General features: G+C 71.7%; 10 protein-coding genes. 8 read left to right on the forward strand and 2 right to left on the reverse strand.

Annotated features, from left to right (window positions below; genetic code table 11):
• Window positions 1–101: 101 nt before the first annotated feature.
• The gene (locus BC793_RS34750) at window positions 102–2,831 is read right to left on the reverse strand and encodes a helix-turn-helix transcriptional regulator (RefSeq protein WP_109600338.1); all 2,730 of its coding nucleotides are present in this window, start codon (window positions 2,829–2,831) and stop codon (window positions 102–104) included.
• A 102-nt stretch (window positions 2,832–2,933) separates the two neighbouring features.
• Between BC793_RS34750 and BC793_RS34755 the strand changes: the two genes are divergently transcribed.
• Genes BC793_RS34755 through BC793_RS34775 form a run of 5 tightly spaced genes read left to right on the forward strand, consistent with a single transcriptional unit; the run spans window position 2,934 to window position 8,932 of the window.
• Window positions 2,934–5,678 (forward strand): AAA family ATPase, encoded by a 2,745-nt coding sequence (locus tag BC793_RS34755; protein WP_109600340.1) that lies wholly within the window; start codon window positions 2,934–2,936, stop codon window positions 5,676–5,678.
• A 35-nt stretch (window positions 5,679–5,713) separates the two neighbouring features.
• Complete coding sequence (locus BC793_RS34760; RefSeq protein WP_109600342.1) at window positions 5,714–6,499, forward strand: MBL fold metallo-hydrolase; 786 nt, start codon at window positions 5,714–5,716, stop codon at window positions 6,497–6,499.
• A 35-nt stretch (window positions 6,500–6,534) separates the two neighbouring features.
• Window positions 6,535–7,311 carry an alpha/beta fold hydrolase gene (locus BC793_RS34765; RefSeq protein WP_239170463.1) on the forward strand — a complete coding sequence of 259 codons (777 nt, stop codon included), beginning with the start codon at window positions 6,535–6,537 and terminating at the stop codon, window positions 7,309–7,311.
• The gene (locus BC793_RS34770; protein WP_109600346.1) at window positions 7,308–8,141 is read left to right on the forward strand and encodes an alpha/beta fold hydrolase; all 834 of its coding nucleotides are present in this window, start codon (window positions 7,308–7,310) and stop codon (window positions 8,139–8,141) included. The genes BC793_RS34765 and BC793_RS34770 overlap by 4 nt, the downstream gene beginning before the upstream one ends.
• Entirely contained in the window at window positions 8,138–8,932 is a 795-nt protein-coding gene (locus BC793_RS34775) for an alpha/beta hydrolase (protein ID WP_109600348.1), read from the forward strand. Before BC793_RS34770 ends, BC793_RS34775 begins: the two co-directional genes overlap by 4 nt.
• A 96-nt stretch (window positions 8,933–9,028) precedes the next feature.
• Here BC793_RS34775 and BC793_RS34780 read toward each other — a convergent pair whose 3' ends face one another.
• Complete coding sequence (locus tag BC793_RS34780; protein WP_307784591.1) at window positions 9,029–11,254, reverse strand: putative bifunctional diguanylate cyclase/phosphodiesterase; 2,226 nt, start codon at window positions 11,252–11,254, stop codon at window positions 9,029–9,031.
• Between the two features lie 295 nt (window positions 11,255–11,549).
• Between BC793_RS34780 and BC793_RS51805 the strand changes: the two genes are divergently transcribed.
• The 3 genes from BC793_RS51805 (at window position 11,550) to BC793_RS34795 (ending at window position 14,805) form a co-directional block, all read left to right on the forward strand.
• On the forward strand, window positions 11,550–12,467 hold the full coding sequence (locus BC793_RS51805) for an SRPBCC family protein (protein WP_239170464.1): 918 nt from the start codon (window positions 11,550–11,552) through the stop codon (window positions 12,465–12,467).
• A complete protein-coding gene (locus BC793_RS34790) occupies window positions 12,464–13,639 on the forward strand; it encodes a zinc-dependent alcohol dehydrogenase (RefSeq protein ID WP_109600350.1) in 1,176 nt (391 codons plus the stop codon). Before BC793_RS51805 ends, BC793_RS34790 begins: the two co-directional genes overlap by 4 nt.
• Window positions 13,640–13,884: 245 nt before the next feature.
• Window positions 13,885–14,805 (forward strand): NADP-dependent oxidoreductase, encoded by a 921-nt coding sequence (locus BC793_RS34795; protein WP_109600351.1) that lies wholly within the window; start codon window positions 13,885–13,887, stop codon window positions 14,803–14,805.
• Window positions 14,806–14,861 lie beyond the last annotated feature (56 nt).

Below are 14,861 nucleotides of genomic sequence, written 5' to 3' on the forward strand. Positions count from 1 at the left end.
TACGGTAGTCGTCGGCGTACGAAGAATCCGGCAGTCAGGGACCGGCGCTCAGGCCGGGGACCGTGAAGTCCCGCCCGGGACGCGGCATCCGGCGGTGACGGTCACAGCACCCGCCCGAGTTGCCGCCGCGACTCCACACCGAGTTTCCTGAACACCTTGCGAAGGTGGTAGTCGACGGTGCTGGCGCTGATGAAGAGCCGTTGAGCGATCTGCGGGTTGGTCAGGCCGTCGCGGGCCAGGACGGCGATGGCGGCCTCCTGAGGGGTGAGGTCACCGGCGGTCTCGGGGCCGCGCCGGCGGGCGGTCTCCCCCGTCGCGAGGAGTTCCTGGCGGGCGCGTTCGGCGAACGCGGGCGCCCCGATGTCCTCGAACATGGCCAGTGCGGTGCGGAGTGCGGCGCGGGCGTCTCTGCGGCGCCGCTGCCGCCGTAACCATTCGCCGTGGAGCAGATGGGTACGCGCCAGATCACCGACCGCGGCGGTCGGTGTCAAGATCGTGATCGCTGCCCGGAAGGCCTCCTCGGCATCGGAGGGGGCGGCCAGCAGTGCCCGGGACCGCTCCAGCAGACCTCGTGCCCAGGGTGTGCCGCTGATCGTCGCGCGCTCGGTGAGCAGCGCCAGTGCCTGTCCGGCGGCGGCCCGGTCGTCGGCGTAGGTCGCGGCCTCGACCAGGTCGGGCAGGATGCGGGTGTACGCGCCCGCGTAGTCGTCGTCGAGCAGTTCGGTGGCGACCGTGGCCGCCGCCGCGTAGTCGCCCAGTGCCAGGTCCAGAATGACCAGCCCGATACGCGACAGGCCGGCGCTGGACCCCATCCCGAGCCAGACGGCCGCCTGATGTGCGCGTTGGATGCGTTCCCGGGCATCGTCGGGTGCCCGCCAGCCGACCTGTTCCGGGCTGCGGTACATCTCCCACATGTAGGGCGTGCTCGCGACCGCGCTCCGCAACTGCTGGACCTCCAGAAGCAGTTCGTCCGCGGTGTCGAGCCGGCCGAGTGTGGTCTCGTGCAGCGCCAGCGCGTACAGCGAGGTCTCCAGCGTGTGCAGGGCGCCGGTGTTGCGGGCCGCGTCGGCTGCCCGGTGCAGGACCGTCTCCCGGGTCCGGTCGTCCCAGATCCGGGTGCTGGCGGTGATCGCCGTGACGTAGTGGCGCAGCAGATCCGGGTCGGACAGTTCTCCGGCGGCGACGCGGGCGGTCGCCCGGTGAACGATGGGTACCGCGTCGGCGAAACCGTGCACGGTCATGGTGGCGATGCCGGTGAGCAGGAGATCGGTGAGGGTCTCCTCGGCTGCCGCGCGGTCGAGCACGATGTCGGCGATCTGCCGCAGCCCGGTTCCCTCGGTGAGGTATTCGGCGGTCAGTGCCGCGTCGACCGCGCCGAGCAGTGCGTCACGGGCGAGGTCCGGGTCGACGGTGCGGAATTCGCCGTACGCGGCCAGACAGGTGGCCGGGACCTGCGCCATCCCCTGTTCGCCGCCGAGTGCGATGAAGGTCCTGGCGCGCAGCATCAGCCGGCTGCCCTGCCCGGTCGCGTCGAGCAGGGTCGGTTCGATCGCGTCCAGCAGCAGGTGCGCCCGGGCCGGCGCGCCGGAGGTGAACGCGGCTTCGGCGGCGGCGAGCAGCCGGCCGGCCCGGGCCCGTTCGTCGGGGGTCAGCTCGGCGGCACGGGCGAGGAACGTGGCGCGGGCGGCGTACCCGCCACGGCGGGCGGCCCGTCCGGCTGCCACGACGAGGTCGGCGGCGACCTGCTCGTCCGGTTGCAGTGCCGCGGCCGCGTGGTGCCAGGCGCGCCGGTCGGCGTCCGCGGTCCGCACGGTGGCCCGGGCCAGGGCCTGGTGTGCCTGCCTGCGTTCGGAACTGGTGGCTCCGCCGTAGATGGCGGAGCGCACCAGCGGGTGCCGGAACCGGATCTCCGTGCCGACGGAGACCAGCCGGGCGCGTTCGGCGTCGTCAGCGGCCTCGGGCGGAACGCCGAGTTCGCCGGCGGCCGCGGTCACGTAGCCGATGTCGCCTTGCGGTTCGGTGGCCGCGACCAGAAGCCAGCGCCGGGTCGGCGTGCTGAAGCGGCGGACCTGTTGCAGGTAGTGCGCCTCGAGGCGACTGCCGATGGGCAGCGGCTCCGGCAGTAACAGGGCCCCGGCCAGCTGGTTCTCGGTCAGTGACGAGGACAGGTCGGTGATCGCCAGGGGGTTGCCGCGGGTGGCCGAGACGATCTGTGCCGCCACCTTGGGGTCCAGGACGCCGCCGACCACCGAGCGCAGCAGGGTCAGGGCGTCGGCCTGCGGCAGTCCCTCGACCGCCAGCGTCGGCAGGCCTTCGAGGGCGGCGACGTCCTCGGTGCCGGTGCGGACGGTCAGGACGAGGCCGATGCCTTCGGCGTGCACCCGGCGGGCGACGAACGCGAGCACGTCGAGCGATTCGCGGTCCAGCCACTGGGTGTCGTCCACACAGCACAGCAGCGGGCCGCGCGCCGTGACCGCGGCGAGCAGCGACAGCGTGGCGAGGCTGACCAGGAAGCGGTCCGGTGCGGGGCCGTCGGTCAGGCCGAAGGCCACCGACAGCGCTTCACGCTGCAGAGGCGGCAGGACATCGAGATCTCCGGTGTACGGGATGAGCAGCCGGTGCAGCGCGGCGAACGAGAACCCGGCCTCGGCCTCGACGCCCGCCACCCGCAGCACCCGCAGATCGGCCGCCGCCTCGGCCACCGCGTCGAGCAACGCCGTCTTGCCGATACCCGCCTCGCCGCTCAGCACCACGACCTGGCTCATTCCGCCGCGGATCTGTGCCAGCAGGGTGTCCAGCGCAGCGCGTTCGGTGTCGCGTCCCCACAGCACCGCAGCAGACTACGTGACACCCTCGATGACTACGAGGTTCACCGTGACGGCTACGTGATCGCGGGGACGCGACCGGTGTCCGGCTCTCCGTACCGTGCCCGTGTGAGCGAGTGGGACACCGGCCGGTACGTCATGCACGGCCGCGACAGTGAGCTGGCCGTCATCGCGGGTGTGCTGGCCGGGGCCCAGGCACGTCGCGGTGCGGCCCTGGTGATCCGCGGCCACCCCGGTATCGGCAAGACCATGCTGCTCAGCGCGGCCCGGCAGGCGGCGGACGACGCGGGGATGCTGGTGCTCGCCATGAACGGGGCGGAGGCCGAGGCGACGCTGCCGTTCGCCGGACTGCATCAGCTGCTCACTCCGCTGCTGACCGACCTCCCCGCGCTGACCCCGACCCTGCAACGGACGCTGCGCGGCGCGTTCGGGCTCCAGGACACGCGGCCGGATCTGTTCACCGTCGGCCTGGCGGTGCTCGAGTTGCTCGGCGACCGCGCCGCCCGTACACCGCTGTTGATCGTCGCCGACGATGCGCACTGGCTCGATCCGGAGACGTTGGCCGTGCTGGTCTTCGTGGCGCGGCGGCTGGGCGTCGAGCCGATCGCGGCTCTGATCGCGGTCCGGGCCCAGCACACCGGCGTGCTGTCCGGCACCGGTCTCGGGCAGCTGCGGCTCGGTGAACTCGACGGCGCCACCGCCGAACGGGTGCTCACCGACCACGCGCCCGGCCTCGGGCCGAGTCTGCGCGAGCGTGTCCTGACCGAAGCGGCCGGTAATCCGCTGGCGCTGGTCGAGCTGCCCCGGCTGTTGGGGCCCGGGGCGGACCTCGCCGAGTTGCTTCCGCTCAACGAGCGTCTGGAGTCGGCGTTCGCCGACCGGTTCGCGCAGCTGCCGGACCCCACCCGGGCGGTGGTGGCGGCCTTCTCCGCCGACGCCGGCTGCCCGTTGCCCGACCTGCTCGCGACCGCGCGGGCGCTGACCGGCACAGCGGTCACGGCCGGGACGATCCAGCCGGCCATCGACGCCGGGCTGGTGCAGATCCACGAGCGGCGCCTACGGTTCCGGCATCCACTGGTCCGCTCCGCGGTGTACGCCGCGATGGACGACTTCACCCGGCTCACCGTCCACGCGATGCTCGCCGAGCGCCTCGCCGATCCGGACCGGCGCGCCTGGCATCGCAGCGCCGCCACCCTCGGCACCGATGAGGATGTCTGCGACGAGCTGGAGGCGGCGGCCGGTCGTGCGCTGGAGCGTGGGGCACTCGGCGTCGCCGTCAGCGGCCTGGACCGGGCCTCGGAGCTGACGGCCGACCCCGGACGGTGTTCGTCGCTGCTGCTGCGCGCCGCGGAACTGGCGTCGCAGATGCACGACCGGCAGGTGGCGGCGCGGCTGGTCGCCAAGGCACGCCCGGCGCAGGGCAGCGCCGCCGACCAGGCCCGGCTCGCGCTGGTCCGCGACATCGTGGAACCCGGCGACGTCCGCGACACCGCCCGCCTCGACGTGCTGTGCGACCTCGCTCTCGACGCCCGGGCCGCCGGGGACGCCGGGCTGGCGGCGATGCTGTGCTGGCGTGCCGCCTCCCGCTCCTGGTGGGCCGGTCTACCGGCCGACGCCGGCGAGCGGATCACCGCGGTGCTCGGCAAACTCGGCGTGGCCGCCGACGAACCCGCCGCGCTGGCGATCGCCGCCTACGCCCAGCCCGACGTGCACGGGCCCGCCGTCCTGCGGCAGTTGCCGTCGCTGGTCCCGGACCGCAGCGACATCGACGCGATGCGATTCCTCGGCGGGGCGGCCCTGATCCTGGGTGACTTCGTCACCGCCTCCTCGTTCATGGGCACCGCCTCCGCCGGATACCGCGCCCAGGGCCGGGCCGCGCTGCTGGCCCGCAACCTGTCCTCGACCGCCTTCATCCGGCTCTGGCTCGGCCGCTGGCCCGCGATCCGCGCCGACCTGGAAGAAGCCGAAGCGCTGGCCGAGGAGACCGGCGACCACTTCTGGATCGTCGCGGCCCGCGCCGCCCAGGCCCTGCTCGAAGCGATGTACGGCAACGACCGGGCCGCTGTCCGGCTGGCCGACGCGGTGCTGGCCAGCCCTCTGGTCACCGGCGTGCGATTCGTCGCCCAGGCCGCCCAGCACGCCCGCGGGATGGCCACGAACGCCGCCGGGCGCCACGACGAGGCACTCGACCTGCTGCTGCGTGTCTTCGACCCGCAGGACGACACCCACCATCCGGACATGTGCGGGTGGGCGCTGCCCGATCTCGCCGATGCCGCCGTACGGTCCGGGCGCCCCGACGCGGTACGGGCGATCCTGGCCCGCGCCCGGGAGCGGGCCGACCGTTTCCCGTCACCGATGCTGCACCGGTCGCTGGCGTACGCCGAAGCCGTGCTCGCACCGGAAGGTGACACCGCGGAGGCCTACCGGACGGCCTTCGCGATGGATCTGTCGGCGTGGCCGCTGCACCGGGCCCGGCTGCACCTCGCCCACGGGTCGTGGCTGCGCCGCAGCCGCCGCATCCTGGAGTCCCGTCCAGCGCTGCGAGCCGCCCGCGACGGGTTCGACGCACTCGGCGCGAAGGCCTGGGGCCGCCTCGCCCGCGAGGAGTTGCGGGCGGCCGGCGAGGAGAGCGCCGGCCGCGAGACGCCGTCCGGGGAGCGGTTGACCGCACAGGAGCTGCAGACCGCGATACTCGCCGCGACCGGCCTGACCAACCGTGAGATCGGCCGGCGGCTGTTCATGTCGCATCGCACGGTCAGCGCACACCTCTACCGCATCTTCCCGAAACTCGGTATCACCGGACGGGGACAGCTCCGCACGGCTCTGGAAACCCTGCCGCAGTCAATTGACTGATGCGTACGCCCCCGTCGCCGCGAAGGGTCGAAGGCATGAAAGACGTACGAGTCACCCATATCGGTGGTCCGACGACGCTGATCGAGATCGCCGGCTGGCGGATCCTCACCGATCCCACCTTCGACCCACCCGGACGCCGCTACTCCTTCGGGTGGGGCACCGGCTCCCGCAAGACCACCGGACCGGCGCTGTCGGCGGAACAGATCGGGCCGGTCGACGCCGTCCTGCTCAGCCACGACCACCACGCCGACAACCTCGACGACCGCGGACGTGAACTGATCGCCGGGACACCGGTCGTGATCACCAACCCGGCCGCGGCCGGCCGTCTCGGCGGCCCGGCACTCGGCCTGCGGGACTGGCAGGAGACGGTCCTGCGGGCCCCGGACCGGCCGCCGCTCACCGTCACCGCGACACCGTGCCGGCACGGCCCGGCACTGAGCCGACCGATCGTGGGACACGTGATCGGCTTCGCCCTGCAGTGGCCGGGCCAGGAGCACGGCGTCCTGTGGATCACCGGCGACACCGTCCTCTACCCGGCAGTGCGGGAGGTGCCGCGCCGGATGACCGTCGACACCGTCCTGCTGCACCTGGGCGCCGTTCGTTTCCCGATCACCGGCCGGCTCCATTACAGCCTCACCGCGGCGGAGGCCGTCGAGCTCTGCGACCTGGTCCGGCCACGCACCATCATCCCGGTGCACTACGAGGGCTGGTCACATTTCAGCCAGGGACGGCAGGCGATCGAGCGGGCCTTCGCCGCGGCCCCGGACGGGCTCGGTGAGCGCCTGCACTGGCTGCCGCTGACGAGACAGTCAACGTACTGATGCCCGGCCGTCGAGAGCCGACCAGCCTGATGGGCATGCCAACTCGACGTAACCTCATCGCCGGCTCGGCGGCGATCGCGGCCGGCACACTGATCGGGACACCGGCCGCCGCGTCCACCCGCAGCAAGCCGACCGTCGTTCTCGTGCACGGTGCGTTCGCCGACGCCTCCGGCTGGAACGACGTCGCCCGGATCCTGCTGCACCACGGCCACCGGGTGATCGCCCCGGCCAACCCGCTGCGCGGCCTCGCCGCCGACTCCGCCTACCTGGCGAGCGTCCTGGGCACCCTGCCCGGCCCGCTGGTGCTGGTCGGGCACTCCTACGGCGGCATGGTCATCACCAACGCCGCCCGCGACAACCCCCACGTCACCGCCCTGGTGTACGTCGCCGCGTTCGCCCCCGACGCCGGCGAGACCCTGCACGAACTACAGGTCAGGTACACCGGCACCAAACTCGACGAGAGCGCCCTGGACTTCCGGCCACACCCGGGCGGCTACGACGGCTACGTCAAACCGGAGCGTTTCCGCGAGGTGTTCGCCGCCGACCTGCCCCGCCACGTCACCGACCTGATGGCCGTCACCCAGCGGCCCGGCGACACCACCACCCTCGGCGAACCGTCCGGCGTACCGGCCTGGCGCACGATTCCGTCGCACTTCCTGATCGCCCGCGACGACAACCTGATCCCGGCGGCCGCGCAGCGGTTCATGGCCACCCGGGCCGGCGCCCGCACCGTCGAGGTGAAGGCCTCGCACGTCGCCATGATGTCCCAGCCCCGCGCCACCGCCGCCCTGATCCGGAAGGCAGCCCGATGAGCTTCGTGACCACCGCCGACGGCGCTTCCATCTTCTACAAGGACTGGGGCGCCGGCCGCCCGGTGGTGCTGTCGCACGGCTGGCCGCTCAACTCCGACAGCTGGGAGGCCCAGGCACTGTTCCTGGCCGAGAACGGCTACCGGGTCATCGCCCACGACCGCCGCGGGCACGGCAGATCCACCCAGACCTGGCACGGCAACGAGATGGACACCTACGCCGACGACCTCGCCGCCGTGCTCGAACAGCTCGACCTGCGGGAGGCGACCCTGGTCGGTTTCTCCACCGGCGGCGGCGAGATCACCCGCTACCTCGGCCGGCACGGCAGCGCCCGGGTGGCGCAGGCCGTACTCGTCTCCGCGGTACCACCACTGATGCTCCGCCGCGACGACAACCCGCACGGCGTACCGATCGAGGTCTTCGACGGCATCCGCGCCGGATCGGCGGCCGACCGGTCACAGCTGTACCGGGACCTCGCCGACGGGCCCTTCTTCGGCCACAACCGCGACGGTGTGCAGATCTCCCGAGGCATCCGGGACGCGTTCTGGCTACAGAGCATGACCGCCGGGCACCGCAACGCCTACGAGTCGATCGCCGCGTTCTCCGCCACCGACTTCCGCGGCGACCTCGCCGGCATCGACGTACCGACCCTGGTCATCCACGGCGACGACGACCAGGTCGTGCCATTCGAGGTCGGCGGCAGGGCCTCCGCCGCACTGGTCGAGGGCGCCCGCCTGATCGTCTACCCCGGCGCCCCGCACGGCATCACCGACACCCACCGATCCGAGCTCGGCAACGACCTGCTCGCCTTCCTCAAGGAGTACAACGCATGAGCACGATCGTCCTCATCCACGGACTGTGGGTCACCCCGCGCAGCTGGGAACAGTGGATCCCCTACCTGGAGGCCAGGGGCCACACCGTCGTCGCCCCCGCGTACCCCGGCTTCGAGGTCGAGGTGGAGGCGCTGCGCGCCGATCCGACCCCGATCGCCACCGTGACCGTGCCGGAGACGCTCGCCCACCTCGAGAAGGTCATCACCTCGTTGCCGGAGAAACCGATCCTGATCGGTCATTCCTTCGGTGGCACCCTCACCCAGCTGCTGCTCGACCGTGGCCACGGCGCCGCCGGCGTGGTGATCGACTCCGCGCCGCCGGAGGGCATCCGGGTCACGCCGCCGTCGCAGATCAAATCCCTGTTCCCGATCCTCAACAACCCGGCGAAACGGCACCAGGCGGCCGGTTTCACCCCGGAACAATGGCACTACGCGTTCACCAACACCCTCACCGAAGAGCAGTCCCGGGAGGCCTACGACCGGTACGCGATCCCGGCGCCGGGCAGCTGGGTATGGGCCTACGGTCTCATCGCCAACTTCAAACCCGGCAAACAGGAGACGTGGGTCGACTACCACAACAAGGATCGGGCGCCGCTGCTGTTCATCGCCGGCGGTGCGGACCACATCATGCCGCCGTCGGTGAACAGGTCCAACGCCGACCACTACAAAGCCCCGGGCACGATCACCGACTACCACGAGTTCCCCGGCCGATCCCACTGGACCTGCGCCGAACCGGGCTGGGAGCAGGTCGCGGACAAGGCCCTCGACTGGGCGTTGCCACACGTCCGCTGACGACCACACCCGAGGCCGGCCGGCGGGGGTCCGCGATTCCCGCCGGCCGCCTCCTGCGCGATCGGCCGGGGTCGCGCTGTGCCCGCCCCGGCGTTGTCATGCGGTGATGGCGGGTTGTGACGGCAGCAGGTCGAGGTCGGCGGCGGCGACCGGACGGCCGAAGTGGTACCCCTGCAACAGGCGGTAGCCGATGCGGTGCAGGACTTCGGCCTGTTCCGCGGTCTCCACGCCTTCGGCCACCGCGGTCAGCCCGAGGCCTTCGCAGACGTGGATGAGCGCCTCGGCGATCACCCGATGCTCGCCGGCGCCGGTGATGTCGTCGATGAACGACTTGTCGACCTTGAGAGTGTCCACCGGAACGGTCCGCAGCAGCCGCAACGACGAGTGGCCGGTGCCGAAGTCGTCCAGGGCGATCCGTACGCCCAGGGCTCGCAGTTGATGGAGGGCCTGCACCGCATGACCGCCGTCGAATACCGCCGTCTCGGTGACTTCGACCGTGAGGTGGGTGGGCGGCAGACCGGTCGTGGTGAGGATGTCCGCGACGGTCTGCGGGAACCCGGGCCGGGCGAGTTGGCGGGCCGATACGTTGACACTCAGATAGCCGGGTGCCGTCGCCATCGTGTCGTCGCGCCAGCGGACCATCTGCTCGCAGGCGGTCCGCAGTACCCACGCGCCGAGTTCCACGATGAGCCCGTTGCGTTCGGCGACCGGGATGAAATAGGCCGGGCTGATCGGGCCGCGTTCGGGGTGTTCCCAGCGCACCAGCGCCTCCACCCCGGCCATCCGGCCCGCCGGGGCGGTGACGATCGGCTGATAGACCACCCGGAACTGGTCGCCGTCCAGGGCGGCGCGGATCTCCGCGCCGAGACGAGCCTGCTCGCCGGCCTGCTCGTCCAGCGCCGGCGACCAGCGCCGGTACGGTTCCCCGGTGCCCTTGGCGGCGTACATGGCCGTCTCGGCCCGGCGCAGGACCTCTGCCGAACTGGTCGCGCCTTCACTGTCGCCGATACCGATGCCCGCTCCGACGAGCAGTTCGTTGCTGCCGGCAAGGATCGGCTCGCCCATGGTGCCGGCGAGCCGGGCAGCGACGCGTTCAGCGGCCTCGGTGCTGTGGCCGGTCAGCAGCAGCGCGAACTCGTCTCCGCCCATCCGGGCCACCAGAGCGCCGGCGGGGGCTGCTCCGCGGATGCGGGCGACCAGATGTCCGAGGACCTCGTCGCCGACCTGCCGGCCCAGCTCGTCGTTGACGCTCTTGAATCCGGTCAGGGCCAGGTACACGACGTGGGCGCAGTGATGCGCCGTCACCTGGCACAGCCTGTCCTCGAAGTGCCGCCGATTGGCGGACCCGGTCAGATCGTCGTGGGTGGCCAGGTGTTCCAGCTGACTCGTCTTGCGCTGCACCTTGCGTACCAGGCCCCGGGTGCGCACGAAGGCGAGCACACACAGAACGATGCCCACGGTGGCGATGGCGAACCGGCCGGCCAGGCTGGCACCGGCCTGCGGCACGAACAACATGGCCGGTGCCAGCACAGCACATGCCGTCGCCAGAGCGACCGGTCCCCGTCCGATCCCGGCTTCCGCAGCCGACGCCGGCGGTCCCTCCGCCGCCATGCTGGGGTGCAACGCCGCGGCGCCCCAGAAGACGTAGGAGAGCAACCATCCGGCCGACAACTCGTAGCCGTCGCCGCCGGAATGCAGCGACACCACGGAGAACGCGACATCGGCCGCGAACAGCAGCAGCGCACCGGTACCTAGCAGCTTTGCGCTCGGCGTGCGGGCGCCGGCACCGATGAACATCCGGGTCAGCAGGGCCAGAAGTACGGCGTCGGCCGCGGGATAGGCGGTGCTGATCACCTTTTCCAGCATCGAGGCCGACGTGGTGGCGGCGGTCGGCTGCAAGACGAAGATCCAGAAGACCAGTCCGAGGCCGGCCGCGACCATTCCGGCATCGACGAGGGTTTCCATGTCGCTGCGGGTGCGGCTCCGCACGAACTGGAGGAGCCCTAGGACCAGAGGAGGGTAGGCGGCGAGGTACCAGACGTCGGCGAACGACGGGTACGGCTCCTCGTGCAGGACGTAGACGTAGTAGCTCCACACCAGGTCGCCGATGACCGCAAACGTCTGCCCGGCGGCGAACAGGTACCACATGGCAGGTCGGCGGGGCCGGTAGCGGCGCACGCCGGCCACGATCATCAGCGCCGAGCAGAACCCGATGGTGTTGTAGACCAGGTTCGAGGCGAGACCCTCGCGCGGCAGCAGGTAGTAACCGATCGTCGCCGCGGTTCCCGCAACGACCCACCAGACCAGCATCTTGTACCGCACGGCCAAGCAATTCGGCAGCAGAGTTGTCGGACTTAAGGTGTCGGCTCCGCTGCCGTCGACATCACAGGGCCCGCACCGAGGGCTGTCTTCGCCGACTTGTTTGCGGCTGGTGGTTTATGCCGTCTTTCGGGGGTATCCGGCCCTGGACAGGGCCGTGCAACCAGGCCGCCGTGGGCCAGGAGGCACGGCCGAGTGCGATACGACACGGAGGCTGCCCGTGACTCGACCGGCGACCCGAGAGCGAGCGAACGACAGACGGACCCGGATACAGCGGCGCGGCCGTGGACTCGGCTGGATGAGTCTCGGCCTGGGCGTGGCACAGCTGGCGGCACCGGACACGGTGCGCCGGATCAGCGGTGTGGACGACTCGGCGACCTCACGGGCGGTGGTGCCACTGGTCGGGGCACGGGAACTGGTCCACGCGGCCGGCCTCCTGACGAGCCGGCGCAAAGGTGCCTGGGCCTGGACCCGGGTCGCGGGCGACGCGATGGACCTGGCCGCGCTGGGGATGGCCATGGCCCACCGGGGCGGGAGCCGCCGTCGACGGCTGCTCGCCGTGACCGGTGCCGTCGCCGGGATCACCGTGCTCGACCTGCTGACCGCAGTGCAGGCCACCCGTACGAAGGACATCGGCTCCGCGCAGGCGCGGGGCACACGCAAAGGAGGATCCATGGAATTGACGGCGACCACGACCATACGCAAACCCGCGACGGAGGTGTACGCGTTCTGGCGCGACCTGGAGAACCTCCCGACGTTCATGGCGCATCTCGAACAGGTCCGCACCACCGGCGAACGGACGAGTCACTGGACCGCCGACGCCCCGTTCGGCAAGGACGTCGGGTGGGACGCGGAGATCGTCGATGAGGTGCCCGGCGACAGGATCGCGTGGCGCTCGATCGGCAACGCCGACGTGCCCAACACCGGCACCGTCCGCTTCGTGCCCGCTCCCGACGGGGTGAGCACCGAGGTGCACGTCGCGCTGACCTACGACATCCCGGGCGGCACGATCGGCAAGGCGGTCGCCAAGTACTTCGGCGAGGAACCGCACCAGCAGCTCGACGACGACCTGCGCCGGCTCAAGCAGGTACTGGAGACCGGCGAGGTGGTCCGCTCCGACGGCGCCCCGTGGGGCAAACAGGCGCGCAAGGAGTTCCCGCAGCGCCCCGCGCAGCCGCTGTCGGACGCCGAACTCGCGAAGGGAGCGCAGGCATGAGGGCGAACACCTGGGCGGGCCGTAACAAGGTCGAGGTCCGTGACGTGCCGGACCCGAAGATCCTCAACAGGCGCGACGCCATCGTACGGATCACCTCCACCGCCATCTGCGGCTCGGACCTGCACCTGGTCGACGGGTATGTGCCCACGATGCAGGACGGCGACGTGATGGGCCACGAGTTCATGGGCGAGGTGATCGAGGTCGGATCGGGCGTCGACCCGACCAGGCTGCGCGTCGGGGACCGGGTCGTCGTGCCGTTCCCGATCGCCTGCGGCGCGTGCGCGGCCTGTGCCGCCGAGCTGTACTCGTGCTGCGAGAACAGCAACCCGAACGCCGGGATCGCGGAGAAGATGTTCGGCCACCCGACCGCCGGGATCTTCGGCTACTCGCACCTGACCGGCGGCTTCGCGGGTGGTCAGGCCCAGTACGCGCGGGTGCCGTTCGCCGACGTCGGCCCGCTCAAGATCGAGTCGGACCTGACCGACGAGCAGGTGCTGTTCCTGTCCGACATCCTGCCCACCGGCTACATGGGCGCCGAGATGTGCGACATCCAGCCCAGCGACGTGGTGGCGGTGTGGGGTGCCGGCCCGGTCGGCCAGTTCGCCATGGACAGCGCCCGGGTGCTCGGCGCCGCGAAGGTCATCGCCATCGACAAGGAGCCCTACCGGCTGCAGATGGCCGAACGGGCCGGCCACATCCCGGTCAACTTCGACGAGGTCGATGTGCGGTCGCGGCTGCTGGAACTGACCGGCGGGCGCGGACCGGACAAGTGCATCGACGCGGTCGGCCTGGAGGCCACCCACGGCAGCGCGCACATCGCCGCCTACGACCGGATCAAGCAGGCCGTACGCTCGGAGACCGATCGCCCGCACGCGCTGCGCCAGGCGATCATGTCGTGCCGCAGCGGCGGTGTGGTCTCGGTGATCGGCGTGTACGGCGGACTGCTCGACAAATTCCCCGCCGGCGCCTGGATGAACCGGTCGCTGACCTTGCGTACCGGTCAATGTCATGTCCAGCGCTACATGAAACCGCTGTTGCAGCGCATCGAACGCGGTGAACTCGACCCGACCCGGATCATCACCCACACCATGCCACTCGACGACGCGGAACGCGGTTTCGACATCTTCAAGAACAAGCGCGAGAACTGCGAGAAGGTCGTCCTCAAACCCTGACCGTCACGCGGTGTCCGTCAGGTGCCGGCCGGCCACTCCGCCCACGGCCGGTCGGCACCGGACCGGATTCAGGACGCCCGATCGAGAAGGTCGTCACCAGCGCGGACGGAACGCGGGCGTCGCCGGAAGGACCCCACTGGATCGTCCCTCGAGGACGGGGCGGCGCGGCTTGACCTCAAGCAAGCTTGAGCTCCTAGCCTGGCCCGGTGACTGACTCCCGAACACCGATGACGGCGGGCCGGACGATGCGGGCGGTGGTCTTCGACGAGCACGGCCCGCCCGAGGTACTACGCGTGGCGCAGCTGCCGGTGCCCGAGCCCGGCCCGGGCCAGATCCGGGTCCGGGTCCGCGCCACCGGCGTGCAGCCGTTCGACACCGGCCTGCGCCGGGGCGGCTCCGGCTTCCCGGTGACCTTCCCGCAGCAGATCGGCAACGAGTACGCCGGTGTGGTCGACGCGACGGGCCCCGACATCACCGGGCTCGCCGTCGGCGACGAGGTGCTGGGCTGGGTGTTCCTCGCCGGGCTGGCCGACTACGTGGTGGTCGACGCGAGCGCCGCGGTCGCGAAGCCGCCGACCATGCCGTGGGAGGTCGCCGGCTCGCTGTCGGCGTCCGGCCAGTCGGCGTACACCGCCCTGCACGAGCTCGGCGTCGGCGCCGGGCAGGTGGTCCTGGTCCACGCCGCGGCCGGTGGCGTCGGCACGGTCGCCGTCCAGCTGGCCCGGGCCTGGGGCGCCCGGGTGATCGGCACCGCCGGCGAGGCCAACCACGACTACCTGCGCGATCTGGGCGCCGAACCGGTGACCTACGGCGACGGCCTGGTGGACCGGGTGCGCGCCCTGGCGCCGAACGGGGTGGACGCCGTCGTGGACGGCGCGGGCGGTCAGGCGCTGCGCGACTCGATCCGGCTGGTCGCCGAGCCGGACCGCGTCGTGACACTCGTCGACCACGCCCTCGCCCAGGACCTCGGCGCCCGTGGCGTTCGGGCGCAACGTTCCGCGCAGCGCCTGGCCGAACTGGTCTCGCTGTGGGAGAAGGGCTCGCTTCGGCTGCACGTGCGGGCCACCTACCCGCTCGAGGAGGCCGCGGCCGCGCACCGGGAGGTGGAACGCGGCCACGGCCGGGGCAAGGTCGTGGTGGTCCTCGACGATCAGCCGGCCCGCTGAGCGGTGACCGCCCCGGCCGCCGGCGTGGCGCGCCGCGTCCGCACAGCCCCGCAGAA

Source organism: Actinoplanes xinjiangensis, assembly GCF_003148685.1.
GTDB classification, from domain to species: Bacteria; Actinomycetota; Actinomycetes; order Mycobacteriales; family Micromonosporaceae; genus Actinoplanes; species Actinoplanes xinjiangensis.

Coding starts and splice junctions, on each gene's coding strand:
- BC793_RS34760 (WP_109600342.1), top strand. CDS start 5,714: ATGAAAGACGTACGAGTCACCCATATCGGTGGTCCGACGACGCTGATC.
- BC793_RS34765 (WP_239170463.1), top strand. CDS start 6,535: ATGCCAACTCGACGTAACCTCATCGCCGGCTCGGCGGCGATCGCGGCC.
- BC793_RS34770 (WP_109600346.1), top strand. CDS start 7,308: ATGAGCTTCGTGACCACCGCCGACGGCGCTTCCATCTTCTACAAGGAC.
- BC793_RS34775 (WP_109600348.1), top strand. CDS start 8,138: ATGAGCACGATCGTCCTCATCCACGGACTGTGGGTCACCCCGCGCAGC.
- BC793_RS51805 (WP_239170464.1), top strand. CDS start 11,550: ATGAGTCTCGGCCTGGGCGTGGCACAGCTGGCGGCACCGGACACGGTG.
- BC793_RS34790 (WP_109600350.1), top strand. CDS start 12,464: ATGAGGGCGAACACCTGGGCGGGCCGTAACAAGGTCGAGGTCCGTGAC.
- BC793_RS34795 (WP_109600351.1), top strand. CDS start 13,885: ATGCGGGCGGTGGTCTTCGACGAGCACGGCCCGCCCGAGGTACTACGC.